This window comes from Flaviramulus multivorans, from assembly GCF_021728415.1.
Classification (GTDB): Bacteria; Bacteroidota; Bacteroidia; order Flavobacteriales; family Flavobacteriaceae; genus Sabulilitoribacter; species Sabulilitoribacter multivorans.
The window spans coordinates 248,004-273,839 of record NZ_JAKKDV010000005.1; the positions used below are offsets into that span (position 1 = coordinate 248,004).

General features: G+C 32.6%; 25 protein-coding genes. 12 read left to right on the forward strand and 13 right to left on the reverse strand.

What is annotated here, in order from left to right:
• Positions 1-33: 33 nt before the first annotated feature.
• Positions 34-1,881: a M56 family metallopeptidase gene (locus L3X39_RS12580; RefSeq protein ID WP_237232204.1), complete on the reverse strand. Its 1,848-nt coding sequence runs from the start codon at positions 1,879-1,881 to the stop codon at positions 34-36.
• Between the two features lies 1 nt (position 1,882).
• Positions 1,883-2,242 carry a BlaI/MecI/CopY family transcriptional regulator gene (locus L3X39_RS12585; protein WP_237232206.1) on the reverse strand — a complete coding sequence of 120 codons (360 nt, stop codon included), beginning with the start codon at positions 2,240-2,242 and terminating at the stop codon, positions 1,883-1,885.
• 261 nt (positions 2,243-2,503) lie between these two features.
• Between L3X39_RS12585 and L3X39_RS12590 the strand changes: the two genes are divergently transcribed.
• Positions 2,504-3,454, forward strand: coding sequence for a calcium/sodium antiporter (locus L3X39_RS12590; RefSeq protein WP_237232207.1), 951 nt, complete (start codon positions 2,504-2,506; stop codon positions 3,452-3,454).
• Between the two features lie 28 nt (positions 3,455-3,482).
• Here L3X39_RS12590 and L3X39_RS12595 read toward each other — a convergent pair whose 3' ends face one another.
• A complete protein-coding gene (locus L3X39_RS12595) occupies positions 3,483-4,643 on the reverse strand; it encodes a glycoside hydrolase family 130 protein (protein WP_237232208.1) in 1,161 nt (386 codons plus the stop codon).
• 156 nt (positions 4,644-4,799) lie between these two features.
• Positions 4,800-5,822: a glutamine synthetase beta-grasp domain-containing protein gene (locus tag L3X39_RS12600; protein WP_237232209.1), complete on the reverse strand. Its 1,023-nt coding sequence runs from the start codon at positions 5,820-5,822 to the stop codon at positions 4,800-4,802.
• Between the two features lie 276 nt (positions 5,823-6,098).
• Between L3X39_RS12600 and L3X39_RS12605 the strand changes: the two genes are divergently transcribed.
• The 6 genes from L3X39_RS12605 (at position 6,099) to pyrF (ending at position 13,601) form a co-directional block, all read left to right on the forward strand.
• Complete coding sequence (locus L3X39_RS12605) at positions 6,099-8,285, forward strand: glutamine synthetase III family protein (protein WP_237232210.1); 2,187 nt, start codon at positions 6,099-6,101, stop codon at positions 8,283-8,285.
• 82 nt (positions 8,286-8,367) lie between these two features.
• Complete coding sequence (locus tag L3X39_RS12610; protein WP_237232211.1) at positions 8,368-9,546, forward strand: AIR synthase related protein; 1,179 nt, start codon at positions 8,368-8,370, stop codon at positions 9,544-9,546.
• 154 nt (positions 9,547-9,700) lie between these two features.
• Positions 9,701-10,660 carry a DUF3078 domain-containing protein gene (locus tag L3X39_RS12615; RefSeq protein WP_237232212.1) on the forward strand — a complete coding sequence of 320 codons (960 nt, stop codon included), beginning with the start codon at positions 9,701-9,703 and terminating at the stop codon, positions 10,658-10,660.
• A 402-nt stretch (positions 10,661-11,062) separates the two neighbouring features.
• Positions 11,063-12,139, forward strand: a complete 1,077-nt coding sequence (gene prfA, locus L3X39_RS12620) for a peptide chain release factor 1 (protein ID WP_237232213.1) — start codon at positions 11,063-11,065, stop codon at positions 12,137-12,139.
• 47 nt (positions 12,140-12,186) lie between these two features.
• Positions 12,187-12,789, forward strand: a complete 603-nt coding sequence (locus L3X39_RS12625; protein ID WP_237232214.1) for a hypothetical protein — start codon at positions 12,187-12,189, stop codon at positions 12,787-12,789.
• Positions 12,786-13,601: an orotidine-5'-phosphate decarboxylase gene (gene pyrF, locus L3X39_RS12630; RefSeq protein ID WP_237232215.1), complete on the forward strand. Its 816-nt coding sequence runs from the start codon at positions 12,786-12,788 to the stop codon at positions 13,599-13,601. The genes L3X39_RS12625 and pyrF overlap by 4 nt, the downstream gene beginning before the upstream one ends.
• On the opposite strand, the gene L3X39_RS12635 is transcribed toward pyrF, so the two are convergent.
• Both L3X39_RS12635 and L3X39_RS12640 read right to left on the reverse strand, forming a co-directional pair.
• Positions 13,598-13,747 (reverse strand): hypothetical protein, encoded by a 150-nt coding sequence (locus L3X39_RS12635; RefSeq protein ID WP_237232216.1) that lies wholly within the window; start codon positions 13,745-13,747, stop codon positions 13,598-13,600. The two genes, pyrF and L3X39_RS12635, sit on opposite strands and share 4 nt — an antisense overlap.
• Positions 13,748-13,825: 78 nt before the next feature.
• Complete coding sequence (locus tag L3X39_RS12640; protein ID WP_237232217.1) at positions 13,826-14,026, reverse strand: Lacal_2735 family protein; 201 nt, start codon at positions 14,024-14,026, stop codon at positions 13,826-13,828.
• A gap of 203 nt (positions 14,027-14,229) precedes the next feature.
• Here L3X39_RS12640 and L3X39_RS12645 point away from each other — a divergent pair, with 203 nt between their 5' ends.
• Positions 14,230-14,703 carry a hypothetical protein gene (locus tag L3X39_RS12645; RefSeq protein ID WP_237232218.1) on the forward strand — a complete coding sequence of 158 codons (474 nt, stop codon included), beginning with the start codon at positions 14,230-14,232 and terminating at the stop codon, positions 14,701-14,703.
• 10 nt (positions 14,704-14,713) lie between these two features.
• Here the strand turns inward: L3X39_RS12645 and L3X39_RS12650 are convergent, their stop codons facing one another.
• Positions 14,714-15,415 carry a DUF4197 domain-containing protein gene (locus tag L3X39_RS12650; protein WP_237232219.1) on the reverse strand — a complete coding sequence of 234 codons (702 nt, stop codon included), beginning with the start codon at positions 15,413-15,415 and terminating at the stop codon, positions 14,714-14,716.
• Between the two features lie 43 nt (positions 15,416-15,458).
• On the opposite strand from L3X39_RS12650, the gene L3X39_RS12655 reads away from it, so the two are divergent.
• A complete protein-coding gene (locus tag L3X39_RS12655) occupies positions 15,459-16,415 on the forward strand; it encodes an MBL fold metallo-hydrolase (RefSeq protein WP_237232220.1) in 957 nt (318 codons plus the stop codon).
• On the opposite strand, the gene purU is transcribed toward L3X39_RS12655, so the two are convergent.
• Positions 16,410-17,264 carry a formyltetrahydrofolate deformylase gene (purU, locus tag L3X39_RS12660; RefSeq protein ID WP_237232221.1) on the reverse strand — a complete coding sequence of 285 codons (855 nt, stop codon included), beginning with the start codon at positions 17,262-17,264 and terminating at the stop codon, positions 16,410-16,412. The two genes, L3X39_RS12655 and purU, sit on opposite strands and share 6 nt — an antisense overlap.
• A 145-nt stretch (positions 17,265-17,409) precedes the next feature.
• Here purU and L3X39_RS12665 point away from each other — a divergent pair, with 145 nt between their 5' ends.
• Positions 17,410-20,826 carry a methylmalonyl-CoA mutase family protein gene (locus tag L3X39_RS12665; RefSeq protein ID WP_237232222.1) on the forward strand — a complete coding sequence of 1,139 codons (3,417 nt, stop codon included), beginning with the start codon at positions 17,410-17,412 and terminating at the stop codon, positions 20,824-20,826.
• Positions 20,827-20,830: 4 nt separating this feature from the next.
• Here the strand turns inward: L3X39_RS12665 and L3X39_RS12670 are convergent, their stop codons facing one another.
• Positions 20,831-21,526 (reverse strand): DUF4328 domain-containing protein, encoded by a 696-nt coding sequence (locus L3X39_RS12670; protein ID WP_237232223.1) that lies wholly within the window; start codon positions 21,524-21,526, stop codon positions 20,831-20,833.
• 88 nt (positions 21,527-21,614) lie between these two features.
• Entirely contained in the window at positions 21,615-22,010 is a 396-nt protein-coding gene (locus L3X39_RS12675; protein WP_237232224.1) for a hypothetical protein, read from the reverse strand.
• 123 nt (positions 22,011-22,133) lie between these two features.
• Between L3X39_RS12675 and L3X39_RS12680 the strand changes: the two genes are divergently transcribed.
• The gene (locus L3X39_RS12680; RefSeq protein WP_237232225.1) at positions 22,134-22,574 is read left to right on the forward strand and encodes an Lrp/AsnC family transcriptional regulator; all 441 of its coding nucleotides are present in this window, start codon (positions 22,134-22,136) and stop codon (positions 22,572-22,574) included.
• 32 nt (positions 22,575-22,606) lie between these two features.
• Here L3X39_RS12680 and L3X39_RS12685 read toward each other — a convergent pair whose 3' ends face one another.
• Complete coding sequence (locus L3X39_RS12685; protein WP_237232226.1) at positions 22,607-23,818, reverse strand: MDR family MFS transporter; 1,212 nt, start codon at positions 23,816-23,818, stop codon at positions 22,607-22,609.
• A 268-nt stretch (positions 23,819-24,086) separates the two neighbouring features.
• On the opposite strand from L3X39_RS12685, the gene L3X39_RS12690 reads away from it, so the two are divergent.
• On the forward strand, positions 24,087-24,686 hold the full coding sequence (locus L3X39_RS12690) for a DUF1684 domain-containing protein (protein ID WP_237232227.1): 600 nt from the start codon (positions 24,087-24,089) through the stop codon (positions 24,684-24,686).
• An 81-nt stretch (positions 24,687-24,767) separates the two neighbouring features.
• On the opposite strand, the gene L3X39_RS12695 is transcribed toward L3X39_RS12690, so the two are convergent.
• Positions 24,768-25,154, reverse strand: coding sequence for a GNAT family N-acetyltransferase (locus L3X39_RS12695; protein ID WP_237232228.1), 387 nt, complete (start codon positions 25,152-25,154; stop codon positions 24,768-24,770).
• A 42-nt stretch (positions 25,155-25,196) separates the two neighbouring features.
• Complete coding sequence (locus L3X39_RS12700) at positions 25,197-25,835, reverse strand: DUF1801 domain-containing protein (protein ID WP_237232229.1); 639 nt, start codon at positions 25,833-25,835, stop codon at positions 25,197-25,199.
• Position 25,836 lies beyond the last annotated feature (1 nt).

The following is a 25,836-nucleotide window of genomic DNA, read 5'->3' on the forward strand; positions in this document are numbered from 1 at the left end:
AGTTTGAGGTTTTTTTTAAGCTAGTTAATTAGTTTAGTTTTTATTTTTTGTAATAATTTCTACAACACCATCTTTAGCCTTATCTCCATGCTTTTTAATTGCAGCATCACCTTTTAAAACATTAATACTTTCAATGTCATCGGGGTTTAAGTCATCAAGTTTATCTTTTTTAACTTCTTTGCCGTCTATAATGTACAAGGGTTCTTTGTCACCATCAGTCGAAATTATAAACTTACTATCGCCTTTGTCCTTAGCAATAGTCTTTATTTTATAGGCTTTACCACCTTTTCCTTTTGTAACAATAATATCTTCGGTTTCACTAACACCATCACTTTCTACATTAATTTCTACCTCATTATCTTCATCATCAGAGATAAATATATTATCACCTTTACCGCTCTTTTTTATAATAAAAATGTTGTCTTCTTCTTCGTCGCCAGTAATTATTTCAACATCTTTATTTTTTCTTATTTTTATGTGTTTTGTTTTATCTCCTTTAGTAGTAAAATGAATGTCTTCTGTGTGGACTTCATGCACTTCATCATCGTCAGAAATAAAGAAAGCTTTTCCTTTTCCTGAAGCGTGAACAATGTGTTTTGAAGAGGAGTTCCCAATAGAAATGTTTCCACCATCTTTATCATATGTAATTTTAATTGGCTTTATAGCGTCATCCGAATCAATATTATAATTAACATTAGATTGTTTCGAACTAACCTCTATTTTAATAGCAGTAATTTCACCATCATTATTGCGCTTTATACCTTTAAATTTAGCCTCAAAACCTTCTTTTTTAAGCTTACTTTTTAATTTTTCAAAATCTGCATCCTTAAAATCTTTAGTAATTAAAACCATTTCTTTATCCCCTTTAGCAATACTTTTAGTTTGCTCTAGAGCGGGTGCAACGGTTTTAGTTTTACTCTTTGGATTTGTTTTAGGATGATTGTTTTCAACAACGTTTTTTTCAGTAAAAAGAACATCATTATTTAAAAAAGTGTTTGACGTATTTAGTTGTTCTTTAATTGGTATTTCCTTTTCAACATAAACTTTTTTAGTATTAAAGCTCATAAGAAATATTACCAATAAAGGAATAACGAGAGCAAATTTAATTTGATTGATTTTCTTTGATTTTGTTTTGTGTAACATAACGATTCGTTTTTTGATTAATGAATTATAAAAATTATTACTTAAAGCCAATTGATGATTTGGTAAACTCGTTTTAAGTAATGTGTATTGATAAGCTTTTTTACAGTTTGAAAAGTTTATAGCAGCGTGGTCTGCTAAAAATTCTAAATTTTGTTTTAAGTCTTTGTTGTAAAACCATATAAACGGATTAAACCACAGTAAAATACAAGCCAATTGGGTAAGTAAAATATCAATTGAGTGGTATTGCTGTACATGTATTTTTTCGTGGGTAATTATTTGTTGCAATTCGCTTTCGCTAAACTGATTTGGGTTATAAACTATCCAGTTGAAAAACGAAAAAGGAGATACATTGGCTTTGGTTTCAATAAAAGTGTATGCACCATTTTTATAACCTTTATTATTAAAAATCAATAAAAATAATGAGCTAATTTGTATTAAAAATCTAGCCGTAAAAAATGTAACACCCAGTATGTATATAATTGGTAAGTAGTCAAAAACATTAAAGGAATTTTTGGCTGTTTCAACATGTGTAGCATCTTCAAAATTGTAGTGATTGATTGTAATAGGTTTGTATTCAATGTATTCGTTAATAACAAAAAAAGGCACTAAAAACGATGCGATTAAACCAACTAGTAAAAACCATCGGTTTTGCTCAAAAAAGGTATCGCGTTGTAAAAACAACTTATAGCTAAAATAAAAAATAGCAATAACTGCACTAACTTTAAGTAAATATTCCATCTTATTTTTGGTTTTCTATTAAAGCAATAATTTCTTTTAAATCTTCAACACTTATTTTCTCTTCTTTGGCAAAAAACGATACCATGTTTTTATAAGAATTATTAAAATAATTATCAATAGCAACATTCATGAAACCCTTTCGGTAATCTTCCTTACTTACAATAGGGTAGTACTGGTGCGTTTTGCCATAAGCGTTATAAGCAACATAGCCTTTCTCCTCTAAATTCCTAATTATGGTCGATAAAGTGTTGTAATGCGGCTTCTCATCCTTTATTTCAGCAAGTACATCTTTTACAAAAGCTTTCTCTAGCTTCCATAAAATATGCATAATTTCTTCTTCTTTGTTTGTTAACTTCTCCATAAACTTATAATTATTTGGGCGTTGCCCGTTGGGTCGGGCTTTTGGCAGTCGCTCTTTTCAAGTAGCTCCAACAATGCTTCAATCCCTAACGCAAAACAAACTTATAACTATTTTTATAGTTATACAACTAAAACAATAGTTATTTAACTAAATTTTAAGTTTTAATGTCTAATTCAGTAAATAGAGTGTCCCAATCTATTCCATAAAATCACCAACTTTTAACTTATAACTTTTAATTATCTTCGCAAAAAATTTTTACACATGAGTTTACTTTGGGTTATACTAGGTTTTGTACTATTAGTTATAGGAGGAGAGTTTTTAGTACGTTCATCCGTAGCATTATCCTTTAAATTCAATATCTCAAAAATGGTAATTGGGATGACGGTGGTTTCCTTTGCAACCTCGGCACCAGAGTTATTAGTAAGTTTACAAGCAGCCTTATCAGGTTCACCAGCAATAGCAATAAATAATGTTGTTGGCTCCAATATTGCAAACATTGGTTTAGTATTAGGTATTACAGCTATGGTAGGTACTATAACGGTCGATAAATCTTTCTATAAACTCAATTGGCCCGTAATGATGGTGTTTTCAATCGTATTATATTACTTTCTTAAAAACGACAACAAACTTTCAGCCATTGAAGGTGCTTTACTCTTTATAGGGCTTATTCTTTTTTTGATTTTTTTAATTAGAAGCGTTCGAAAAGATAAAATAATTGAGGGAGTAGATGAAACCTTAGCGGTTGTGTCTAACTTTAAAATTTTTGTGTGGTTGCTAATTGGTGCTACAGCACTTTATTTTGGGAGTGAATGGTTAGTTGAAGGCTCAAAAGCCATTGCACTTTCCATTGGTGTAAGCGAAGCTGTTATTGGAGTTTCCTTAATTGCCATAGGCACTAGTGTGCCAGAATTAGCGGCATCGGTTATTGCGGCAGCTAAACAAGAAAAGGCTATTTCATTAGGTAATTTAATTGGTTCTAATATATTTAATATAGCTTCAGTTTTAGGTTTAACCGCTATTATAAAGCCTATTCCAGTTACCGAACCTCAAATACTTTCAAATGACATCTTTTGGATGCTAGGTTTTTCAGCAGTTTTAATTCCACTAATATTCCTTCGAAAGCAAATGCAAATTAGCAGGATTAAAGGATTTGTTTTGGTAATAGCCTATGGTGTGTTTATGTTTTTAGTTTTTACCAAAGGAAAGTTTTAAAAACATAAAACGCTATTTAAAGGTTTACTTAGTTTTTTATACCGTCATAAACCGCCACGGCAATTTTAGAATCGGCAGTTCCGTAATATAAAAACCATTGGTTTTTAAAATATACTAGGCCTTCGACAAAACATACTTCGTTTACCTCACCAACTTTTTCATAATCTTTGTCTGGGTAAATAAAGTAACCCTCTGTTCTATCAATTAACTTATAAGGTGATTTTTTATCAAATAAAGCTTGTCCAGCAGCGTAGGTGAATTTTGGTAAGCTTTTATCATTAAAATTTTCAGCATTACTACCATTATAAATTAATAAAATTCCCTCATCTTTTATCATAGCATAGGGTCCTGGTTCTACGAGTCTACTATCAAAATAACCCATTCTAGGATGTAAAACAGAAATCATTTTTTTAGATTCCGAGTTTTCAGCAATGTCCCAGTTTATTAAGTCATCAGAGTATGCCATAAAAATATTCGTATCGCCAAAATACATCCAGTATTTCCCGTCAATTTTTTTTGCAATCATTTTATTCCCTTGCAACTCACTAACTATAGCTCCAGCTTTAGACCATGTATCTTTATATTTTTCATCTTTTAATACTAAGCCATGTTTTACCCAAGAAATTAAATCTTTTGATGATGCTATACTTAAGCGCGCCGTTTTACCATCATAGGATGTATAGGTCATAATATAGTCTCCAGAGTCGCTTTCCACAATTCTGGGGTCTTCAACACCATCGAAATAGCAGAAATAACAATCTTCGGAATTTGTTCGATCGGTCATTCCTTTTTTGTAGTTCCATTCATAAACTTTCATCGAGTCATTATCTGGAAAGAAAATAGGTTCAGGCATTTTTTTAAAATTAAGTCCATCATCGCTGATAGCCATTCCAATTCTTGATGTTCCCATAGAATCTTGCGCTCTATATAACAAATAAACTTTGTCATTTTTTACAATAGCCGTTGGGTTGAGTACGTTGCGTTCTTCCCATTTAACCATATTACTTGTTATAGGGTCTAGAAATTTTAAATCTGAAGTCGGGCTTAAAATGGGGTTTAAACTATCTATTTTTTCAAAATAAGGAAACGCCCAACTTTTTATGTTTTCGGGTTGAACTTCTTTCGTTGATTTTTTAGAGTCACATCCTAGAAGTAGGAATGCTAAAATTAAGGTTGTAAATAGTTTCATTATCTCTGCTATTAGTTAGTTTAATTCATTTTGTAAATAACGAAGTTAGACGATTTACAATTCAAAGTCAATTAAAGTTAATAACAAATCACATAAAAAAAAGCGCTTACAAATAATGTAAGCGCCTCTTTTATGAGCAAAACCGTTTCTAAATAATTATAATTTAGCGGATTTAACAGTTTTAATAATACGTCCAGCAATTTTATAAGGGTCACCGTTTGAAGCTGGTCTTCTATCTTCTAACCAACCTTTCCAACCTTTTTCAACAGTTGCAATAGGAATACGGATTGAAGCTCCTCTATCAGATATACCATAAGAGAAATCGTTAATAGAAGCTGTTTCGTGTAAACCAGTTAAACGTTGATCGTTAAACTCTCCATAAACAGCAATATGCTCTTTTACCACAGGGCGGAAAGCTTCACATATTTTTTCGTAAGTTTCTTTATTTCCAGCAGTTCTTAAAGTAGTATTTGAGAAGTTTGCGTGCATACCCGAACCATTCCAGTCCATATCTTTTCCTAGTGGTTTAGGGTGGTATTCAATATAGTAACCATATTTTTCAGTTAATCTATCTAATAAATATCTAGCAACCCATAATTCATCACCAGCTAATTTTGCACCTTTAGCAAATAATTGAAATTCCCATTGTCCGCATGCAACTTCTTGATTTATACCTTCAAAGTTCAACCCAGCAGCAATACATAAATCAGCATGCTCTTCAACTAAACCTCTACCATGTGTGTTTTTTCCACCAACAGAACAATAATATAAACCTTGAGGTGCTGGATAACCACCTACTGGGAAACCTAAAGGTAATTGAGTTTGCGTATCCATTATAAAATATTCTTGTTCAAAACCAAACCAGAAATCATTATCATCATCATCAATAGTAGCTCTACCATTAGATACGTGAGGTGTTCCATCAGGATTTAAAACTTCAGTCATTACTAAATATCCATTATCGCGTTCTGGGTCTGGGAAAATAGCAACAGGTTTTAAAATACAGTCTGAAGATCCTCCTTCTGCTTGACGCGTTGAAGATCCATCGAAAGACCAATTTCCTATTTCTTCTAAAGTGCCTTTAAAGTTTTTATGCTCTTCCACTTTGGTTTTACTTCTCATGTTTTGAGTTGGGAAGTACCCGTCTAACCAAATGTATTCTAATTTAATTTTTGCCATAATGAATGATTTATAAATATGAAATTAATAATATGCCAACAAATATAATTTTTTCTTTAGACACTTTATATTCTAGGGGGTAATTTTATAAACAGGGTGGTTATTTTTATTTATACCCTATTTTTTATGGGTATATTTTAAAAAAAGCATTGTTTTTTATTTAAATATTGAAAAATTGTTAATGATAATATTTTCTACTTTTTGTCAAAATGTAATTTTAGGTACTTATTTTTGTAGCTAAATTACAACCACTAAACTTTTAAAAAAATATTCAAAATGTCAACACTAAGATTTCATGCAGTTAAAGAATCTCTTGCTTTTAAACCTGTAAGTATAAATGAGACTGAACGGAGATCAGAAATTTTTGGAAGAAATGTTTTCAACGAAAATACCATGCGGCAATATCTAACAAAAGATGCTTTTGTAGGTGTTATGAATGCTATTCAATATGGTAAAAAAATTGATAGAAGTATTGCTGATCAGGTAGCTTCTTCAATGAAAGATTGGGCATTGTCAAAAGGTGTTACACATTATACACATTGGTTTCAACCTTTAACGGGGGCAACGGCAGAAAAGCATGATGCTTTTTTTGAAACTATTGGTGGTGGTATGGCTATTGAAAAGTTTGGAGGGAGTCAGTTAGTACAACAAGAACCAGATGCGTCGAGTTTTCCAAGTGGGGGCATTAGAAACACTTTTGAAGCAAGAGGATATACAGCTTGGGATCCAACATCACCGGCCTTTATTTATGGTACTACCTTATGTATTCCAACAATTTTTGTGGCATATACAGGTGAAGCTTTAGATTATAAAACACCATTATTGAGAGCCTTAAACGAGGTTGATAATGCAGCTACCGATGTTTGTAAGTATTTTGATAAGAATGTAAAAAAAGTAACTTCTTCATTAGGTTGGGAACAAGAGTATTTTTTAATTGATAAAATGCTAGCAGCCAGTAGACCAGACATTACATTAACAGGAAGAACACTGTTAGGACATTCGTCGGCAAAAGGACAGCAGTTGGATGACCATTATTTTGGATCCATACCAAACAGAGCTTTAAATTTTATGCGTGAATTGGAAACCGAATGTATGCTTTTAGGAATACCCGTTAAAACAAGACATAACGAAGTAGCTCCAAACCAATTTGAGTTGGCACCTATATTCGAAGAAGCTAATTTAGCAGTGGACCATAATTCCTTATTAATGGATATAATGGGTAGAGTAGCATCGCGTCACAACTTTAAAGTGTTGCTGCACGAAAAACCATTTGCAGGTATTAATGGTTCTGGTAAGCATAATAACTGGTCCCTGTCAACAGATACGGGGGTTAATTTATTATCGCCAGGAAAAACCCCAATGAGTAACCTCCAATTTTTAACTTTTTTCATCAATACAATAAAAGGAGTACATGAGCATGAAGCACTTTTAAGAGCTGCCATTGCTTCAGCGAGTAATGACCACAGATTAGGCGCAAACGAAGCACCACCAGCAATTATGTCGGTGTTTATTGGCGAGCAGTTAACAAAGGTTTTAGAAGAGCTAGAAGGCGTTACAAAAGGAAAATTGTCACCAGAAGAAAAAACAGAATTAAAGTTAAATGTTGTTGGTAAAATACCTGATGTTTTACTTGATAATACAGATAGAAACAGAACTTCGCCTTTTGCATTTACTGGTAATAAATTCGAGTTTAGGGCAGTTGGTTCAACAGCAAATTGTGGTAACCCAATGACTGTTTTAAATACTATAGTTGCTAAACAATTAAAAGATTTTAAAATTGAAGTTGATAAACTTATTGCAAGCAAAGGGTTAAAAAAAGACGAAGCTATTTTTAATGTTTTAAGAGAATACATAAAGTCTTGCAGAAATATTTTGTTTGAAGGGAATGGTTACGGAATAGAGTGGGAAAAGGAGGCGAAAAAGCGAGGTTTAAGTAATAACAGAACCACGCCAGAAGCTTTAAAGGCAAGAGTTTCAAAAGAAACTATTGCATTGTTTGAAGAAATGAATGTGATGAGCAAAATTGAAACCGAAGCACGTTATGAAATAGAGATTGAAGCATACATTATGCACATTCAAATAGAAAGTAGAGTGTTGGGCGATATTGCCCGTAATCACATTGTGCCTACCGCTGTAAAATATCAAAATATTTTAATTGAAAATGTGAAAGGTTTAAAAGAGATATTCGATAAAAAATTTACAACCGTTTCGAACGAACAAATTAATTTAATTGAAGAAATATCGGGTCATATTGAAGCGATTAATGTAAAAGTTACTAATATGATTGATGAACGAAGAAAAGCTAATAGTATAGAGGATATAGAGAAGAAAGCGGATGTTTATTGTAATAAAGTAAAACCTTTTTTCGAAGAAATTAGATATCATTGTGACAAACTGGAGCTATTGGTTGATGATGAGATTTGGCCATTAACAAAGTACCGAGAATTATTGTTCACACGTTAGTGTTTAAAACTTATTAAATCCTGCTTTAAAAAAGCGGGATTTTTTAATTCAAAAAAGTAAATTTGCACCACAATACATCATTATGAGTCAAGAAGTTTCAAAACGTTATGCGCAACGCGGTGTTTCCGCATCTAAAGAAGATGTACACAACGCCATTAAAAATATCGATAAGGGATTATACCCGAGAGCATTCTGTAAAATAGTTCCAGATTACTTAACTAATGATGAGAATTATTGCTTAATAATGCATGCTGACGGAGCTGGAACTAAATCTTCTTTGGCTTATATGTATTGGAAAGAAACTGGTGACGTTTCAGTTTGGAAAGGTATTGCGCAAGACGCTTTAATCATGAATATTGATGATTTATTATGTGTTGGTGCAACAGATAATATCATGTTATCTTCAACTATTGGAAGAAATAAAAATCTGATTCCAGGGGAAGTTATTTCAGCAATAATAAACGGAACAGAAGAATTAATATCTGACCTAAAAACATTTGGAGTAACTATCCATTCTACAGGTGGTGAAACCGCCGATGTTGGCGATTTGGTAAGAACCATTATTGTAGATTCTACGGTAACAGCACGTATGAAAAGAAGTGATGTTATTGATAATGCAAATATTAAGGCTGGTGATGTAATAGTAGGATTGGAAAGTTTTGGTCAAGCTACTTATGAAAAAGAATACAATGGTGGTATGGGTAGTAATGGTTTAACATCTGCACGTCATGATGTGTTTAGTAAATATTTAGCAACCAAATACCCTGAAAGTTTTGATGACTCAGTACCTAAAGAATTAGTGTACTCTGGCAATATAAAGCTTACCGATACAATTGAAAATGTGCCTATTGACGCAGGTAAATTAGTACTATCTCCAACACGAACTTATGCGCCAATTATTAAAGCCATTTTATCCAAATATAAGAGCGATACGGTACATGGTATGGTACATTGCTCTGGTGGAGCACAAACTAAAATTCTTCATTTTGTTGACGAATTTCATATTATTAAGGACAATATGTTTCCTGTTCCACCGCTATTCAAATTAATTCAAGAGCAATCAAAAACCGATTGGAAAGAAATGTACCAAGTATTTAACTGCGGACACCGAATGGAGTTGTATGTGTCTCCTGAAATTGCAGAAAGTATTATCAATATTTCCAAGTCTTTTCATGTGGATGCAAAAATAATTGGACGTGTTGAAGCATCAAAAACCAAAAAGCTTACAATAAAATCAGAGTTTGGTGAGTTTAGTTATTAATTATTTATATTTTTTGTAAAAATGGAATAATTTTTGATGAAAATGTAGTTTTTAAAATAATTTCAGCTAACCATGAAATGAGCCAATCAAATTTTGATGTCATCAAAACGCTAATTGGCGAATTACATCTGGCAAAAAAAACAACCTTCAACAGATGAAAAAAGTTTTATTCCCTCTCCTTTGTTTATGCATTCAATGTGTTATCGCTCAACCTGATTCATTATTTCTTAAAAAAGAGAAAAAGCCTTACCAAGGTCCGCAGTGGGTTCAAAAAAATAAAGCCTCTATTGATTTAAACGAAGTGGCATTCTTTAACTGGAACTCGGGTGGTACCAACTCTATTTCAGCTTTGATTGGATTGAGATCGTCATTAAATTATAAAGACAAATTTTTCAATTGGAAAAATAATATGTTGGTTGATTATGGTATTAACAAACAACAAAAAAGAGAAACTCGAAAAACAGATGATTTGTTTGAGGTCAACTCTAACTTAGGGTTTAGACCAGATAGTTTATCAAATTGGTTTTATTCTGCTAGATTAAATTTTAGAACACAGTTAACAAATGGTTATAATTATCCTAACACTGACGAACCAATTTCTAGGCTCTTGTCACCTGGCTATTTGTTTTTTGGTGGTGGTATGGAATATGGAAAAAATATTGAAACACTATCATTTTATTTTTCACCAATAACCTTAAAAGCCACTTTTGTTTTAGACGAAAATTTGGCTAATGCAGGGGCTTTTGGAGTTACTCCGGCAGTTTTAGATGATAGTGGAAATGTGATTATACCAGGAGAAAAAATACGACGAGAAGTAGGAGTTTTAGTCACTAATAGTTACGAAACTAAGATAGTTGAAAATGTAAATGTAAAACACCAAGTAAGTTTATATTCTGATTATATAAACAATTTTGGAAATGTAGATTTAGATTGGCGGGTTGATTTTGACTTTAAGGTAAATAGCTTTGTGCGAGCCACCTTAGGGTCTCATTTACGATATGATGATGATGTAAAAACCTTAAAACCTTCGGAAATTGAAGGTGAGTTTGACGAAGCTGGAGCCAAAATTCAATGGAAACAATTTCTTGGAGTAGGTTTCGCCGTGGATTTTTAAATAAATTCTCTTAAAATAACTAGAAAAGGAAGACTCAGAAATAAATCCATCATAAACAGACAGGAGAATAATTTCAGAGTTGAAACACCTAAGTTTTTGTAAAGTGTTAGTTTACGTTTAGCTCTTGTCTCATTCAATAAATACCATAGAAAAACAACTAATAACAGTTTAAATAGTAGTATTGGTACTATCTCATATTTAAAAAACGACAGAACCATATTTATTCCTAAAGACCAAATAATAAACGGTCTATAAAAGACGAATATGGAAAAAAACGGATGCATAGTATCAATATTAACGCTGATTAGAGCATAATATTTTTATAATACAGCTAATAGCATAGGATACAAACACCTAAAATTCATAAATTATCGTATTTTTGAGACCCAATTAAAAAGGTAGATGTTAGAGAAATTACAAATAATAAAACAACGCTTTGATGAGGTTAGCGATTTAATAATTCAACCAGATATTATTACAGATCAAAAACGTTATGTGGAGTTAAATAGAGAGTATAAAGACTTGCGAATCCTTATGGACAAACGCGAGAAATATTTAGAGCTTACCAATAATTTAAATGAAGCTGAAAGCATAATTAGTGAAGGTGGAGACCCTGAAATGGTTGAAATGGCTAAAATGCAATACGATGAGGCAAAAGAAGGAATCCCTAAGTTGGAAGAAGAAATTAAGGTATTATTAATACCGAAAGACCCAGAAGATTCCAAGAATGCCGTGGTTGAGTTACGAGCAGGAACGGGAGGAGATGAGGCAAGTATCTTTGCTGGGGATTTGTTTAGAATGTACACAAAATACTGTGAAAGCAAAGGTTGGCGTGTAGAAACGGTGGATTTTAGTGAAGGTACTAATGGCGGTTTTAAGGAAATTCAGTTTGAAGTTTCCGGTGAAGACGTGTATGGAACTTTGAAGTTTGAAGCGGGTGTGCATCGTGTGCAGCGTGTACCACAAACCGAAACACAAGGTCGTGTGCATACCAGTGCTGCTACCGTAATGGTGTTTCCAGAGGCAGAAGAATTTGATGTAGAGATTAATCCTAAAGATGTAAGAATCGATTTTTTCTGTTCTTCAGGACCAGGAGGTCAGTCGGTAAACACAACCTATTCAGCAGTGCGTTTAACACATATTCCAACAGGTTTGGTTGCACAGTGTCAAGATCAGAAGTCACAGCACAAAAACAAAGAAAAGGCATTTAGAGTATTACGTTCACGTTTGTATGATATGGAACTTGCTAAAAAAATGGAAGAGGATGCTGCAAAGCGTGGAAGCATGGTGTCATCAGGTGATAGAAGTGCTAAAATTAGAACTTATAATTATCCGCAAGGTCGTGTAACAGATCACAGAATTGGTTTAACGCTTTACGATTTAAGTAATATTGTAAATGGTGATATTCAGAGAATTATTGACGAATTACAATTAGCCGAAAACACTGAAAAGCTCAAAGCTAATAGTGATGTGATTTAGTACTATTGTCATTCCGCATTTGATGCGGAATCCATTTTTTTAGTTAAATGAGAACATATTTTATAATTTTTGTCGCTCTAATTTTGGTAGGTTGTAAATCTTATCACGTTGAAAACTATGGTTTTCATCAAGAATTGAAAAAGAAGTTTATTGAGACTTCAATTTCTGACGAATGTTTAGAAAAAGCATCTCATTTTGAAGACGTTTATTTATCCGATATAAAAAACTTGAAAGGGTATTCTTGGGACAAAGAGAGATACACAGCAAGTTTTGAAATCACTAATAATAAAAGAGGTTATATTACTATCGCGCCTCAAGGTGTTGAATGTAATTCTATCCGTAAAACTGTTACTTTTGTTCAGCCAAGAGATTTCTCTTTTGAAGAAAATAAGGAAGAGGTATTGCATGATTTGATATGGATATCTAAGAAGCTTTGTAATGAAGATGAATTTAAAGTGGTAGAACAAGCTTTAAAAAAAGTAGTAAATTCTAATAGCTATCGAAATGATGATACCTTTATTTTTTTATACCCTGAGTTAAATTTTGATGACCCAGATTCGAATTTCACTACTAATTTTAATGAGTTTACAGCTATTTTTTACAAAGAACTAGATTCATCTCGATATAGTATAATGTACCTTTTTCAATGACAACAGAACAACTTGTAAATCAAATCCACAAAAAGAAAACCTTTCTATGCATAGGATTGGATGTCGATTTAAATAAAATCCCAAAGCATTTATTAAAAGAGGAAGATCCTATTTTTGCATTCAACAAAGCTATTATTGATGCTACACATCATTTGTGTGTTGCCTACAAACCAAATACAGCATTTTATGAAGCTTATGGTTTAAAAGGATGGAAAGCACTTGAGAAAACGATTAATTACCTCAATGAAAAGCATCCAGAAATTTTCACAATAGCCGATGCAAAACGGGGTGATATTGGAAACACAAGTTCAATGTATGCGAAAGCCTTTTTTGAAGACTTAGGTTTTGATTCAGTTACTGTTGCACCCTATATGGGAAATGATTCGGTAGAACCCTTTTTAGCATTTGAAAATAAACATACCATACTGCTGGCTTTAACATCTAATGAAGGTGCATTCGATTTTCAAACTAAAACTGTTGAAGGAAAGGAACTTTACAAAAAGGTTTTGGAAACCTCTAAAACATGGAAAAATTCTAAGAATTTAATGTACGTTGTAGGGGCGACTAAAGCAGAGTATTTATCAGATATTAGAAAAATTATCCCAGACAGTTTTCTTTTGGTTCCAGGAGTAGGTGCACAAGGAGGTAATTTACAAGACGTTTGTAAATATGGAATGACAAAAAACATAGGGCTGCTAATTAACTCATCACGAGGCATTATTTATGCATCAAGTGATGAATATTTTGCTACAGCAGCGGCATTAAAAGCAAAAGAAATCCAAGAAGAGATGAAAACACTTTTATCTAATTAAATAGAAACTGTTTTTAGTCCTTCTTCAAATTCTACTTTACTAATATCATCAACAAAGTTTGCTATAATTTTTTCTAATTCTTTTAGACTTATTAGCTTATTAAGGTTAGGTTTAATTTTCCCTACTTTACAAAAATGATTATTCATAACGTTCTTTTTTATATTTAAAGTACGTGAAAATGTGTAAATCAGATGTAATGTAAAGGTTAAAGAAATGCTAAATAATTATGACGCAATTTGTGATTTCATTTCTCTTGAAAGATACTTAAGCCTATTTAGTTTGTTGAGTAGTTTAATAGCTCTAAATTCTGATAAATCACTGAGAGCTGAATCTGTTTGGCGAAAATTATAGGCTTGCTCAACAAGTTCTTTATACCTAGTGTTAAGCTTAATTTGTTTTTGCTTTATGGAATCAATTCTGCTCATAGATTCGCTGATTAACAAGTACTTAAATATACATTTTTTTAATCTATAAAGTACCAATACCGGTAGTTTATTTTTGAACAAGCTCGATTTTTTTAATAAGGTTATGTTAATTGTACTATAAATGATGCAAATATTTGATAGTTTTAAACGACTAACTAATTCTAAATATTATGAAATTAATTGTAAAAATAGTGTGTGTCTTTATGTTTTCAATTACTATGCATGCGCAAACTACCAGTTGTAATTGTTGTACCGAAAAGCATGCTGAGTTTGATTTTTGGATTGGAACATGGACTGTTACAAACCCTGATGGTACGTTAGCCGGAAATAATGTTATTGATAAAATTCAAGGCAACTGCATTTTACGTGAAAATTGGACCAGTGCGAAAGGTAATTTTACTGGAACCAGTAATAATTTTTATAATTACGCTAAAAAGCAATGGGAACAAATTTGGGTGGATAACCAAGGGAGTAGCTTACATTTAAAAGGACATAGAGCTGGACACCAAATGATATTAAAAACTGATGTTGCTAAAAACAAGGAAGGAGAACCTTATTACCATCGTGTTACGTGGACTTTAAATGATGACGGATCTGTGCGTCAATACTGGGAAACCATTACCAATGATAAAGATATTACTGTGGCTTTTGATGGTTTGTATAAAAAGACGGAGTAGCTTTTTAGCATTAATCTTGCAAAGCGAAAACCCGCTTTAGTAAATCCGTAGTTCTTGATGATACTTTGTTTCTGATTTCTTTTTCCTCAACGGCTATCATAGTATAAACACCCTTTAAAGCTTCACCCGTAACATAGTCGGTTAAATCAGGGTTTACATTATTAGTAAATGGTATGGCATTGTATCGGTTTATTAAATTATTCCAAATTTCATCGGCGCCAACTTTACTAAATGAACTTTTTATAACAGGATTAAATTTGGCGTAAAGAGCAGTTTCCGTTTTAGAAGTTAAATATTGTGTTGCAGCGTTATCATTCCCTAATAAAATGTTTTTAGCATCGGCAAAAGTTATACCTTTTACAGCATCCACAAAAATAGGTGTCGCTTCTTTCACAGCATCTTCTGCGGCTCTATTAAGTACCTTTAAGCCCTCATCGGCTAAACTACTTAAACCAATATCACGCAATGCTTTGTCTACTTTTTGTAGCTCTTCAGGTAACAATATTTTTACCAGTTCATTTTTAAAAAAACCGTCAGTTTGGGTAAGTTTGGTTACTTGTTTGTCTATACCAAAATCTAAAGCTTGTCGTAATCCAGAAGCAATTTCTTCATTCCCTAAAGTACCTTGGGGCAATTGGTTTACAACCTGTTGTAACTCTGCACAGGCAGTGAAATTAAAAATAAGTAAAAAGGCTAAGGCTTTGCGTATCATAATAAATTGGGTTTTATATCTTTAGCAAATATAGATATAACTTATGAAATCGTTTCAAACAGTATGCCTCATAATTACTTTAGGATTATTTAATTGCAAAAGCGATAAAACTGAAAGAGCTTATAATTCTGAACTAAACCCTAAGCAATATATCACAGTGCTTGGAATAGCGCAAGATGCTGGATATCCACAAATTAATTGTGAAAATGATTGTTGCAAATCTGCTCACGATAATAGTGAAAGTAAAAAACTTGTGTCTTGCCTTGGTTTAATTGATTTAGAAAATCATAAAAAGTTTCTTTTTGATGCAACTCCGGATTTAACCGAGCAAGTTCAAATCCTTAAAACAAACCACCTAGATAACCAAAAAGTTATAGATGGTATTTTTTTAACACATGCGCACATGGGGCATTACACGGGTTTAATGTATCTGGGTTTTGAAGCTTTAGGAGGGAATAACATTCCGGTTTATGTAATGCCAAGAATGAAAAGTTATCTTGAAAATAATGGCCCGTGGAGTCAATTGGTAAAATATAAAAATATTGATATTAAACCTTTGCAAAACGACTCTACAATAGTGCTTAACAATAGCTTAAAAATAACGCCACTTTTGGTTCCGCATAGAGATGAGTTTTCTGAAACGGTTGGATACCGTATTGAAGGTAAAAATAAATCGGCTTTGTTCATCCCTGATATTGATAAATGGCAAAAATGGGAACGAAATATTATTGAAGAAGTAAAAAAAGTTGATTATGCTGTTTTAGATGCTTCGTTTTTTAGAGATGGTGAAATTGATAGGGACATGAGTGAAATTCCGCATCCATTTACAACAGAAACTACGAGTTTGTTTGAAAATGAATCCATGACAACAAAAAGTAAAATTCACTTTATACATTTCAATCATTCAAACCCAACGATAAAGGATTCTCATCATTTAAAAGATAGTATTCAAAACTTGGGCTTTAATTTTGCTAAAGAAGGAAGTCGGTTTCCTTTATGAGAAAATAACGGTTTTATTGTTATAAACCATTACTTTTCGGTTCGTATGAAGTTTTACCGCATTCGCTAAAACAATTTTTTCTAAATCACGTCCTTTTGCAATTAAATCTTGAATGGAATGGGTGTGTGTTACACGTGCTACGTCTTGCTCAATAATTGGGCCCGCATCAAGCTCTTCGGTTACGTAATGACTGGTGGCTCCAATGATTTTCACACCACGTTTAAAAGCAGAATGGTAAGGTTTGGCACCTACAAACGCTGGTAAAAAAGAGTGGTGAATGTTAATAATTTTGTTAGGATACTTATTAATAATTTTCTCAGAAACAATTTGCATATAACGTGCTAAAACTATAAAATTTATTTGATGTTTTTCTAAAAGGGCTAGTTGTTTATCTTCAGCTTCTTCTTTAGTGTCTTTAGTCACAGAAATATGATAAAACGGAATTTGAAAACTTTCAGCTATTGGTTTTAAATCGTTGTGGTTACTTACTATAAAAGGTATTTCTAAATTAAGTTCACCAGAATTGTAACGCCCTAATAAATCGTATAAACAATGGTCGTATTTCGAAACAAATAATGCCATTTTCGGTTTAGCCTCCGATGAATAAATACGCCATTTCATATTAAACCTATCGGCTAATACTTCCTTAAATTTTATTTTAAAATCATCAGTTGAAAACGATTCAGTAAAAAATTCACTTTCTAAACGCATAAAAAAGATATTTTGCTCCCTATCTACATGCTGATCGATGTAAACAATGTTGCCTTTGCGTTCAGCAATAAAATTAGTTACAGATGCAATAATGCCAGATTGGTCTTTACAATAGATTAAAAGCGTAATTTTATTCATTCTATAGATATATAAACGGGCTAAAATTAGTTTAAAAATTAAACAACCCTAAAAATGAATTATAATTTTAGATATTTTCATGTAAAACGTTTATTTTTTTGAATATTTCGTAAATTGCAGCACTAAAATTCAATATTCTTTAAGAATGAAACAACAAGCTCCTTATAAGCCTAAACATAAAGTTCGTATAGTTACGGCAGCATCTCTTTTTGATGGACATGATGCTTCCATTAATATAATGCGTAGAATTATTCAAGCCACAGGTGTTGAGGTGATTCATTTAGGTCATGATAGGAGTGTTGAAGAGGTTGTTAATACAGCTATTCAAGAAGATGTTAATGCTATCTGTTTAACCTCATATCAGGGTGGACATAATGAGTATTTTAAATACATGTACGACCTTTTAAAAGAACGAGGAGCAGAACATATTAAAATTTTTGGTGGCGGTGGCGGTGTTATTTTGCCTTCTGAAATTAAAGATTTAATGGATTATGGTATTTCACGAATTTATTCGCCAGACGATGGTCGTGAAATGGGGTTGCAAGGTATGATTAATGATTTGGTTGAAAAATCAGATTTTGCTATTGGAGATGAACTAAATATTGAAGTTGAAAGTCTTAGAAGTAAAAACCCCAAAGATATTGCACGCGTTATTTCATCAGCGGAAAACTTCCCAGAAGTAGCAAAAGAAACCTTAAACAGAATTCATACAAAAAACAAAAATTCTAAAACTCCAGTATTAGGTATTACAGGAACTGGTGGTGCAGGAAAATCGAGTTTAGTTGATGAGTTGGTCAGACGATTTTTAATCGATTTTCCGAAAAAAACAGTGGGTATTGTTTCGGTTGATCCTTCCAAACGAAAAACGGGTGGAGCTTTGTTGGGTGATAGAATTCGTATGAATGCCATTAATAATCCAAGGGTTTATATGCGAAGTTTGGCAACACGTCAATCTAATTTAGCCTTGTCAAAATATGTAAATGAAGCAGTTGAAGTATTGAAAGCTGCTGAATATGACTTGATTATTTTGGAAACTTCCGGAATTGGTCAGTCAGATACTGAAATTATAGAACACTCTGATGTTTCTTTATATGTAATGACTCCTGAATTTGGCGCTGCTACGCAGTTAGAAAAAATCGATATGCTCGATTTTGCCGATTTGGTTGCCATAAATAAATTTGATAAAAGAGGGTCTTTAGATGCTTTACGCGATGTGAAAAAGCAATACATGCGTAATAATAATCTTTGGGATATACCACAAGAAGAGTTGCCAGTTTTTGGAACTATTGCATCACAATTTAATGACCCAGGAATGAACACGCTTTATAAAGCAGTGATGGATAAACTGGTTGAAAAGGCAAATACAGATTTAAAATCTACGTTTCATATTTCGGATGAAATGAGTGAAAAGATTTTTGTAATTCCACCGAGTAGAACCCGTTATTTATCTGAAATTGCTGAGAATAATAGAGCTTACGATAAAACTGCCAATGAGCAAGTAGAAGTAGCTCAAAGACTTTACGGAATATATAAAACTATAGAGTCGGTGGTTTACAAAACTCCGGGATTAGACAAATCAGGAATTGATACGGAGTCTATTAGTTCAAATACAGTTGAGAACAAAGATTTTGTGAAGATGCTTGTAGGAGAATTTGATAGAGTAAAACTAAATCTAGATCCTTACAACTGGGAAGTTATTATAGGTTGGCAAGACAAAGTAAATAAGTACAAAAACCCAATATACGCCTTTAAAGTTCGTGGTAAAGAGATAAAAATAGAAACTCATACGGAGTCCCTTTCACATACTCAAATACCTAAAGTGGCATTGCCAAAGTACCAAGCTTGGGGAGATATTTTAAAATGGTGTTTGCAAGAAAATGTTCCTGGAGCGTTTCCTTTTGCTTCAGGATTATATCCTTTTAAAAGAACAGGAGAAGATCCCGCGCGAATGTTTGCTGGAGAAGGTGGACCAGAGCGCACTAACAGACGTTTTCACTATGTAAGTCTTGGATTGCCTGCGAAACGATTATCAACAGCATTTGATAGTGTAACACTTTATGGTAACGACCCAGACCACCGACCCGATATCTACGGAAAAATTGGTAATGCAGGGGTTTCTATTTGCTGTTTGGATGATGCTAAAAAACTGTATTCTGGCTTTAATCTTGCCGATGCCATGACCTCTGTGAGTATGACCATTAATGGGCCTGCGCCCATGTTGTTGGGCTTTTTTATGAATGCTGCCATTGACCAACAGTGTGAGATTTACATCAAAGAAAATGGGTTAGAAAAAGAGGTAGAAAATAAAATATCAAAGCTTTACAAGGGTAAAGAACGCCCAAAATATTATGGTAAATTACCAGAAGGTAATAACGGTTTGGGTTTAATGCTTTTAGGTGTTACGGGTGACCAAGTATTACCCAAAGATATTTATGAAACTATTAAAACTAAAACGATAGCCCAAGTAAGAGGAACGGTTCAGGCCGATATTCTGAAGGAAGATCAGGCACAAAATACCTGTATATTTTCAACAGAATTCGCTCTGAGATTAATGGGCGATGTACAAGAGTATTTTATAGAAAATAATGTGCGCAATTTCTATTCGGTATCCATATCGGGTTATCATATAGCCGAAGCTGGAGCAAACCCAATTTCGCAATTGGCATTTACTTTATCTAACGGATTTACATACGTGGAATATTATTTATCCAGAGGTATGGATATTAATAAATTTGGTCCAAACCTTTCATTTTTCTTTTCCAATGGAATCGACCCAGAATATGCCGTTATTGGTAGAGTAGCACGTAAAATTTGGGCAAAAGCGTTGAAGCTTAAATATGGTGCCAACGAAAGAGCTCAAATGCTTAAATATCATATTCAAACCTCAGGGCGTAGTTTGCATGCTCAAGAAATTGACTTTAATGATATAAGAACCACACTTCAAGCGTTGTATGCTATTTATGATAATTGCAACTCGCTACATACCAACGCCTATGACGAGGCCATAACAACGCCCACTGAAGAGTCGGTTCGTCGAGCTATGGCAATTCAGTTAATTATTAATAAAGAATTAGGCTTAGCAAAAAATGAAAACCCCATTCAAGGGTCTTTCATCATAGAAGAATTAACAGATTTGGTTGAGGAAGCTGTACTTTTAGAATTTGACAGAATTACCGAACGTGGTGGTGTTTTAGGAGCCATGGAAACCATGTATCAGCGTAGCAAAATACAAGAAGAAAGTTTGTATTACGAAACTTTAAAGCATAATGGAGAATTCCCAATTATAGGTGTAAACACTTTTTTAAGCAGTAAAGGGTCTCCAACTATTTTACCTGCTGAAGTTATTCGTGCGACTGAGGAAGAGAAGCAACTTCAAATAAAAACATTACAAAACCTTCACAAGGCAAATGATACAAATACTTTATTAAAACAACTTCAGCAAAAAGCTATTAACAACGAGAATATTTTTGAGACGTTAATGGAAGTGTGTAAAGTCTGCTCACTAGGACAAATTACCAATGCTTTATTTGAAGTAGGAGGACAGTATCGCAGAAATATGTAATTTCTTAAACTTCAGCCTTCACACCTATTTGATTTATAAGCGACAAGGATGTATCAGTCTCTCTTAAAATTAGTTCTAATTTTGAGACTTTTTGAATGACCAAAATTGCAAACCCGATGGAAACGACATCTACTAGGTCTGAAAAAATATAAACATTATTTGCACTGATAAATTCATCGATTGTGGTTGCTCGATTCATTTGCTTAGAAGCAAAATTGGCGATGAATCCATTAATTAGATATATAACCCACCATACTACAATAAATTCGGTATTTTTGTTAAAAACTAGAGTCGAATTATATTCTTTGATTACTTTTTGAGTTTTTAAATAAATTTCTTTCATTGTTTTAATTGGTCGAACCCAATTTATAAAAGGAATAAAATAACCCCATACGGAACCATTTTCGGTATACTCCATATTTACATCTAATCTAATTAAATTACCGTAAGCTCTTCTAAACCATTGTATAAATAATACAATAGTTATTATAAAGCTTGAAAAATATGTTAAACTAATCACTATAGATAAATAATCAAGGTTTTCTATATATTCGTCGGTATATTCGCCAAATTCGTATCCTTCTAAAACCATGTTTTGGTAATAGTTAAATCCTACTGATAAAAGATCAAAAAACGCCAAAATACCAAGTAATACCAAAACATATTTACTTCTTTGTGAATTATCCCTTATTAAATCCATAAACTAATTTGTATTAAATAAAATTATATACAATAATAGCATTTTTGGTTATAAAAAGATGATGATAAAAGAATAAAAAGAAATAAGATTACAAGGTCAACATCCAAGAACTTTGAAGTTTTTTAAACTTCTTAAGTTCACTTCTAAGAATTGGTAGAAAATCTTTACCGTTGCTGTTTGATCGCTCTAATCTATAGGAGTTTTTGTATAACTTATTAGTAAGCCGTTTTAGAGAAGCAATATGTTTATACTTGTTTTCGGAATAGCGCTCTAATTCGGCATTCACAATTTCAGGAGCTAATGAAACAGATTGTTGAACAATATCACCTGAGAAGTAAATGTCGTTATCTTCAGTTCCATCTGGTCGCAAGTTTGATAAGTCATGATTTAAGTACATCGAAATGTTTTGCGATAGAGCAAATATCTCTAGAGCTTTTTGATAAATCGGTAATTCCGATAGATTTAATGGGGTATTTGATGACATCATGATTATTTTTCAGCAATTTTACCAAAATTAATCACAACGAACGACATTAGACTTTCGATTTTAAAGTAAAATTGTATATTTGATTTAATTTTTAATTATTTAATATCATTTTTGTTTAAAATGAAGATAGATTCGATTAACAGCAAGATTTTGAAGTGTTTACAACAAAATGCAAGGTTATCTAACGCTGAAATAGGAAGACAGGTTGGCATAAGTTCGCCAGCAGTTTCAGAGCGCATTAAAAAGATGGAAGACTGGGGTATTATTGAAGGTTATAAAACCATTGTCTCTCCTTTTGAAATTGGCTATCAACTCAAAGCCATAATTACTTTAAGGGCATTTATGGGAAAACTAAAGCCTTTTTTGGATAAAGTTAAAACCTACGATGAAGTAATCAATTGTTATAGAATTACGGGTGATGAAAATATAGTCATGGAAGTGGTTTTAAAGAATCAAAAACATCTGGAGACTTTTATTGACCAGCTGATAAGTTATGGCGAAACCAAAACCCAAATTGTGTTATCTCGTGTTGTTAAACAAAAAGAAGTCATTCCAATTTAATAAAATCAGTCCTAAAAACAAATCATTCATTTTTAGGATCTAACTTTTGTAGCTTTTAATTTCTCTTTCAAAATAAATAATATTATAGCGCAAATTGCCGCAATACCCGTAATTATATACCAAGTATTGTCGAATCCTAAAAAGGCTGTCATTTGTAATCCTGCATTATGCCCAAAAATATGGGCTATAGAGAACGACATAGAATATAACGCCATATACTCACCTTGATTTCCTTTTTTAGCTCTATCAACTGCAAAGGCGTTAGAAAATGGAAATGCTATCATTTCACCTAGTGTCATTAATAACATTCCTATTATTAAAACCCCAGACCAACTGGTTAGGTTTAGAATAAGCAGACTTAAACCTGTTAGAACTGCACCAAAAAACATGAGTCCAAGTTTAGTGTATTTAGTGTTTTCTAACCACTTTATCAAAGGCATTTCAAACACAAAAATAAGAAACCCGTTAAGCCCTAGAATTAGACCAATTTGTAACTCACTCAACGTATGAACATCTTTATAATAAATAGTTATGGTGGAGAAGTACTGCAAGAAGACAATACCGAACAGCATCATAGCTATTAAAAAGGTTAAAAAAGCACGATCACTGTACGCCGAATCAGGATTTTCATTTTTAATATCATCCAACACCTTAGCCTTTTTAGGATGTAAAACCTGAATCATCACCAACGTTGCTAAAATACACGTAATACCATCTACCCAAAACAAACCGCTGTAACTTAGCCCCGTTATAATAAGGCCACCAATAGCAGGTCCTGCCGAAAACCCTAAGTTAATAGCAAGACGAATTAAAGTTAGCGAGCGTATTTTATTCTCAGGTTTGCTGTAGGCATTTAGTGCTACAAACATGGCAGGTCTAAAAGTATCTGCAACCAACATAACTATAAATATCCCTATACAAATAGAAGCGAATGTATTTAAATACTGTAAGCAGATAAATAGAATACCAGTAGATAGCAAACTTCTAACCATAACTTTATAATATCCCAAAGTATCGGTAAGTTTACCACCCAACCAAGAACCCGCTACCGAACCCAAACCAAAGGCACTCATAACCCAACCCACATCGCTAACAGAAAAGTTTAAATCTTCTTTAAGATATAGTGACAGAAAAGGAATAACCATGGTGCCAGCTCTATTTATTAAAGTAATTAAAGCGAGCCACCAAATTTCTTTCGATAAGCCTTTAAAGGTATTTAAGTAATTGCTAAATAGTGTTTTCATTATCTCCCAAATCCGACCAAAGGAAGGATATTTAAATTATTAATTTTTAAACAAAAAAAATCCGACTGAGAAGTCGGACTTTTTAATATTGTAATATGCAATAAATAATCACCACAAAATACAACAAGTCCAACATCTTCTAATTAAAGAAGTGGTTGATTGCTTTTTACAAATGGTGACGATAATACGCATGTTTATTTCTTTTTTGATACTTCAAATCTATATAAAATAATTGTAAGTTGTATTTTTGGATTGAAATTTTTTTAAAATGAAGCACTTAATCATAGTAATTTTACTAGTTACAACCGTAGCTTGCGCCCAAGAAAAAAGGCCTTTAAAAGGTGAAACAGCGTTTCAAAAAGAGCAGAATGCTAAATTTAAAGATGCTTCAACTTCGCCTTTAAAAGATAAGGATAGAAAAGCGTTTGAAGGTTTAGATTTTTTTAAGTTCGATTCAACGTATGTAGTTACTGCAGCATTTAAAAGAACACCTAATGAAAAACCTTTTAAAATGAAAACCACTACAGACAGACTTCCTGTTTATATAAAATATGGCGAGCTCACATTTGATTTAAAAGATGAAAATTATAAACTCAATATTTACCAAAACCAAGATTTAATTACGGAAGAAGGCTTTGAAGATTATTTGTTTTTACCCTTTTTAGATGAAACCAATGGTTTAGAAAGTTATGGAGGTGGTCGTTATATTGATGCTAAAATCCCCGATGGAGAGCAAATGATTATTGATTTTAATAAATCGTACAACCCCTATTGCGCTTATAATGATAAATATTCGTGCCCAATTGTACCACGTATAAATTATTTAAAAACCAGAGTTGAAGCTGGAGTTAAGGCTTTTAAGAAGTAGTAAATAGGTTAAGTGAGTTTTTAGAAGCTTATGTCGCTAATCCGTCTTAATTCTAACTAATCATTGTTATAAAAGTGAATTTTATTTTTTCATTGTAATAGTACTCACTTTATCAAATCCAAATTTTTTATAAAATTCTTCTAAATTAGGTTTTGTATTTAAAAATATTTCATCAATTCCATCTAGTTGTTTTAAAATATTTTCGATGATTATTCTTCCAATTCCTCGTTTTTGATAAGTGTTGTCAACAATTATGTCATCAATTAAAGCGCGATAAATTCCATCTGACAATGCTCTTCCAAAACCAATTAATTTAGAATTTTCTCTTACAGTAACAAAGACAGTCAAGCTTTCAAGCATTTTCTTAATATCCTGGTTTTTTCTTTTAGAAGCCCAAGTTGTTTGAGAAAATAGATTTCTTAATTCTTCCTCTGAGGGAAATTCCTTTATGTTGATTTTAAATTTCATACTGGGTTGAGTAATTTTTTTCTGACAAATTCAAAAGAAAAATTATTCCAGCGATTTATGCGAACCATCACAGATTGGAAACCGTTTTGAAAGTCCACAAACACAATCATTAAGCCCTTTACCGTTTAGTATTTTGTCTGTATTTTTTATAATGCGAGAGGTACGTGTTGCAGATTGCTTTGGTTTCGAAAAAAACAAAAGATATCCTTTTTGTCGCCCTGGTGTTAAACTATCAAAGGCTTTTTTTAGTTCTGGGTTTTCTTTAAATTGTTCTTGTAACTCTTCTGGCATATTAAAATCAGAAGTTTTTTTCATTTTAACTTTTACACCTGATTTTTCAACTTCAATAGCCTCAAAAATATAGGCTTTAAGCGTCGATTTAAGACTTTCAATTTGATTGCTATTTGTAAATCGTATTTGTCTTGCAGCTTGTACATTTTCAGTCTGTTGAACTAAAATGTCTTCCGTATCTTTTAGTAGTACGCCTTTTGGAAATAGTATGGCGCAATACTCTTTAAATCCATGTATTAAAACAACGTTTTTATTATTATAGGTATAACAGGGGTGCATCCATTTGTAATCTTCGGTGAGTCCACAATCTAAAATAATATGTCTTAGCAATGTCAATTCTTTTTGCCACTTATCTACATTACTTAAAAAAGTATCCACTTTTGCATTCATT

Excerpts from the sequence above, each read along its gene's own strand:
- L3X39_RS12580 (WP_237232204.1), bottom strand. The coding sequence starts at position 1,881 with ATGGAATATTTACTTAAAGTTAGTGCAGTTATTGCTATTTTTTATTTT.
- L3X39_RS12585 (WP_237232206.1), bottom strand. The coding sequence starts at position 2,242 with ATGGAGAAGTTAACAAACAAAGAAGAAGAAATTATGCATATTTTATGG.
- L3X39_RS12590 (WP_237232207.1), top strand. The coding sequence starts at position 2,504 with ATGAGTTTACTTTGGGTTATACTAGGTTTTGTACTATTAGTTATAGGA.
- L3X39_RS12595 (WP_237232208.1), bottom strand. The coding sequence starts at position 4,643 with ATGAAACTATTTACAACCTTAATTTTAGCATTCCTACTTCTAGGATGT.
- L3X39_RS12600 (WP_237232209.1), bottom strand. The coding sequence starts at position 5,822 with ATGGCAAAAATTAAATTAGAATACATTTGGTTAGACGGGTACTTCCCA.
- L3X39_RS12605 (WP_237232210.1), top strand. The coding sequence starts at position 6,099 with ATGTCAACACTAAGATTTCATGCAGTTAAAGAATCTCTTGCTTTTAAA.
- L3X39_RS12610 (WP_237232211.1), top strand. The coding sequence starts at position 8,368 with ATGAGTCAAGAAGTTTCAAAACGTTATGCGCAACGCGGTGTTTCCGCA.
- L3X39_RS12615 (WP_237232212.1), top strand. The coding sequence starts at position 9,701 with ATGAAAAAAGTTTTATTCCCTCTCCTTTGTTTATGCATTCAATGTGTT.
- prfA (WP_237232213.1), top strand. The coding sequence starts at position 11,063 with ATGTTAGAGAAATTACAAATAATAAAACAACGCTTTGATGAGGTTAGC.
- L3X39_RS12625 (WP_237232214.1), top strand. The coding sequence starts at position 12,187 with ATGAGAACATATTTTATAATTTTTGTCGCTCTAATTTTGGTAGGTTGT.
- pyrF (WP_237232215.1), top strand. The coding sequence starts at position 12,786 with ATGACAACAGAACAACTTGTAAATCAAATCCACAAAAAGAAAACCTTT.
- L3X39_RS12635 (WP_237232216.1), bottom strand. The coding sequence starts at position 13,747 with ATGAATAATCATTTTTGTAAAGTAGGGAAAATTAAACCTAACCTTAAT.
- L3X39_RS12640 (WP_237232217.1), bottom strand. The coding sequence starts at position 14,026 with ATGAGCAGAATTGATTCCATAAAGCAAAAACAAATTAAGCTTAACACT.
- L3X39_RS12645 (WP_237232218.1), top strand. The coding sequence starts at position 14,230 with ATGTTTTCAATTACTATGCATGCGCAAACTACCAGTTGTAATTGTTGT.
- L3X39_RS12650 (WP_237232219.1), bottom strand. The coding sequence starts at position 15,415 with ATGATACGCAAAGCCTTAGCCTTTTTACTTATTTTTAATTTCACTGCC.
- L3X39_RS12655 (WP_237232220.1), top strand. The coding sequence starts at position 15,459 with ATGAAATCGTTTCAAACAGTATGCCTCATAATTACTTTAGGATTATTT.
- purU (WP_237232221.1), bottom strand. The coding sequence starts at position 17,264 with ATGAATAAAATTACGCTTTTAATCTATTGTAAAGACCAATCTGGCATT.
- L3X39_RS12665 (WP_237232222.1), top strand. The coding sequence starts at position 17,410 with ATGAAACAACAAGCTCCTTATAAGCCTAAACATAAAGTTCGTATAGTT.
- L3X39_RS12670 (WP_237232223.1), bottom strand. The coding sequence starts at position 21,526 with ATGGATTTAATAAGGGATAATTCACAAAGAAGTAAATATGTTTTGGTA.
- L3X39_RS12675 (WP_237232224.1), bottom strand. The coding sequence starts at position 22,010 with ATGTCATCAAATACCCCATTAAATCTATCGGAATTACCGATTTATCAA.
- L3X39_RS12680 (WP_237232225.1), top strand. The coding sequence starts at position 22,134 with ATGAAGATAGATTCGATTAACAGCAAGATTTTGAAGTGTTTACAACAA.
- L3X39_RS12685 (WP_237232226.1), bottom strand. The coding sequence starts at position 23,818 with ATGAAAACACTATTTAGCAATTACTTAAATACCTTTAAAGGCTTATCG.
- L3X39_RS12690 (WP_237232227.1), top strand. The coding sequence starts at position 24,087 with ATGAAGCACTTAATCATAGTAATTTTACTAGTTACAACCGTAGCTTGC.
- L3X39_RS12695 (WP_237232228.1), bottom strand. The coding sequence starts at position 25,154 with ATGAAATTTAAAATCAACATAAAGGAATTTCCCTCAGAGGAAGAATTA.
- L3X39_RS12700 (WP_237232229.1), bottom strand. The coding sequence starts at position 25,835 with ATGAATGCAAAAGTGGATACTTTTTTAAGTAATGTAGATAAGTGGCAA.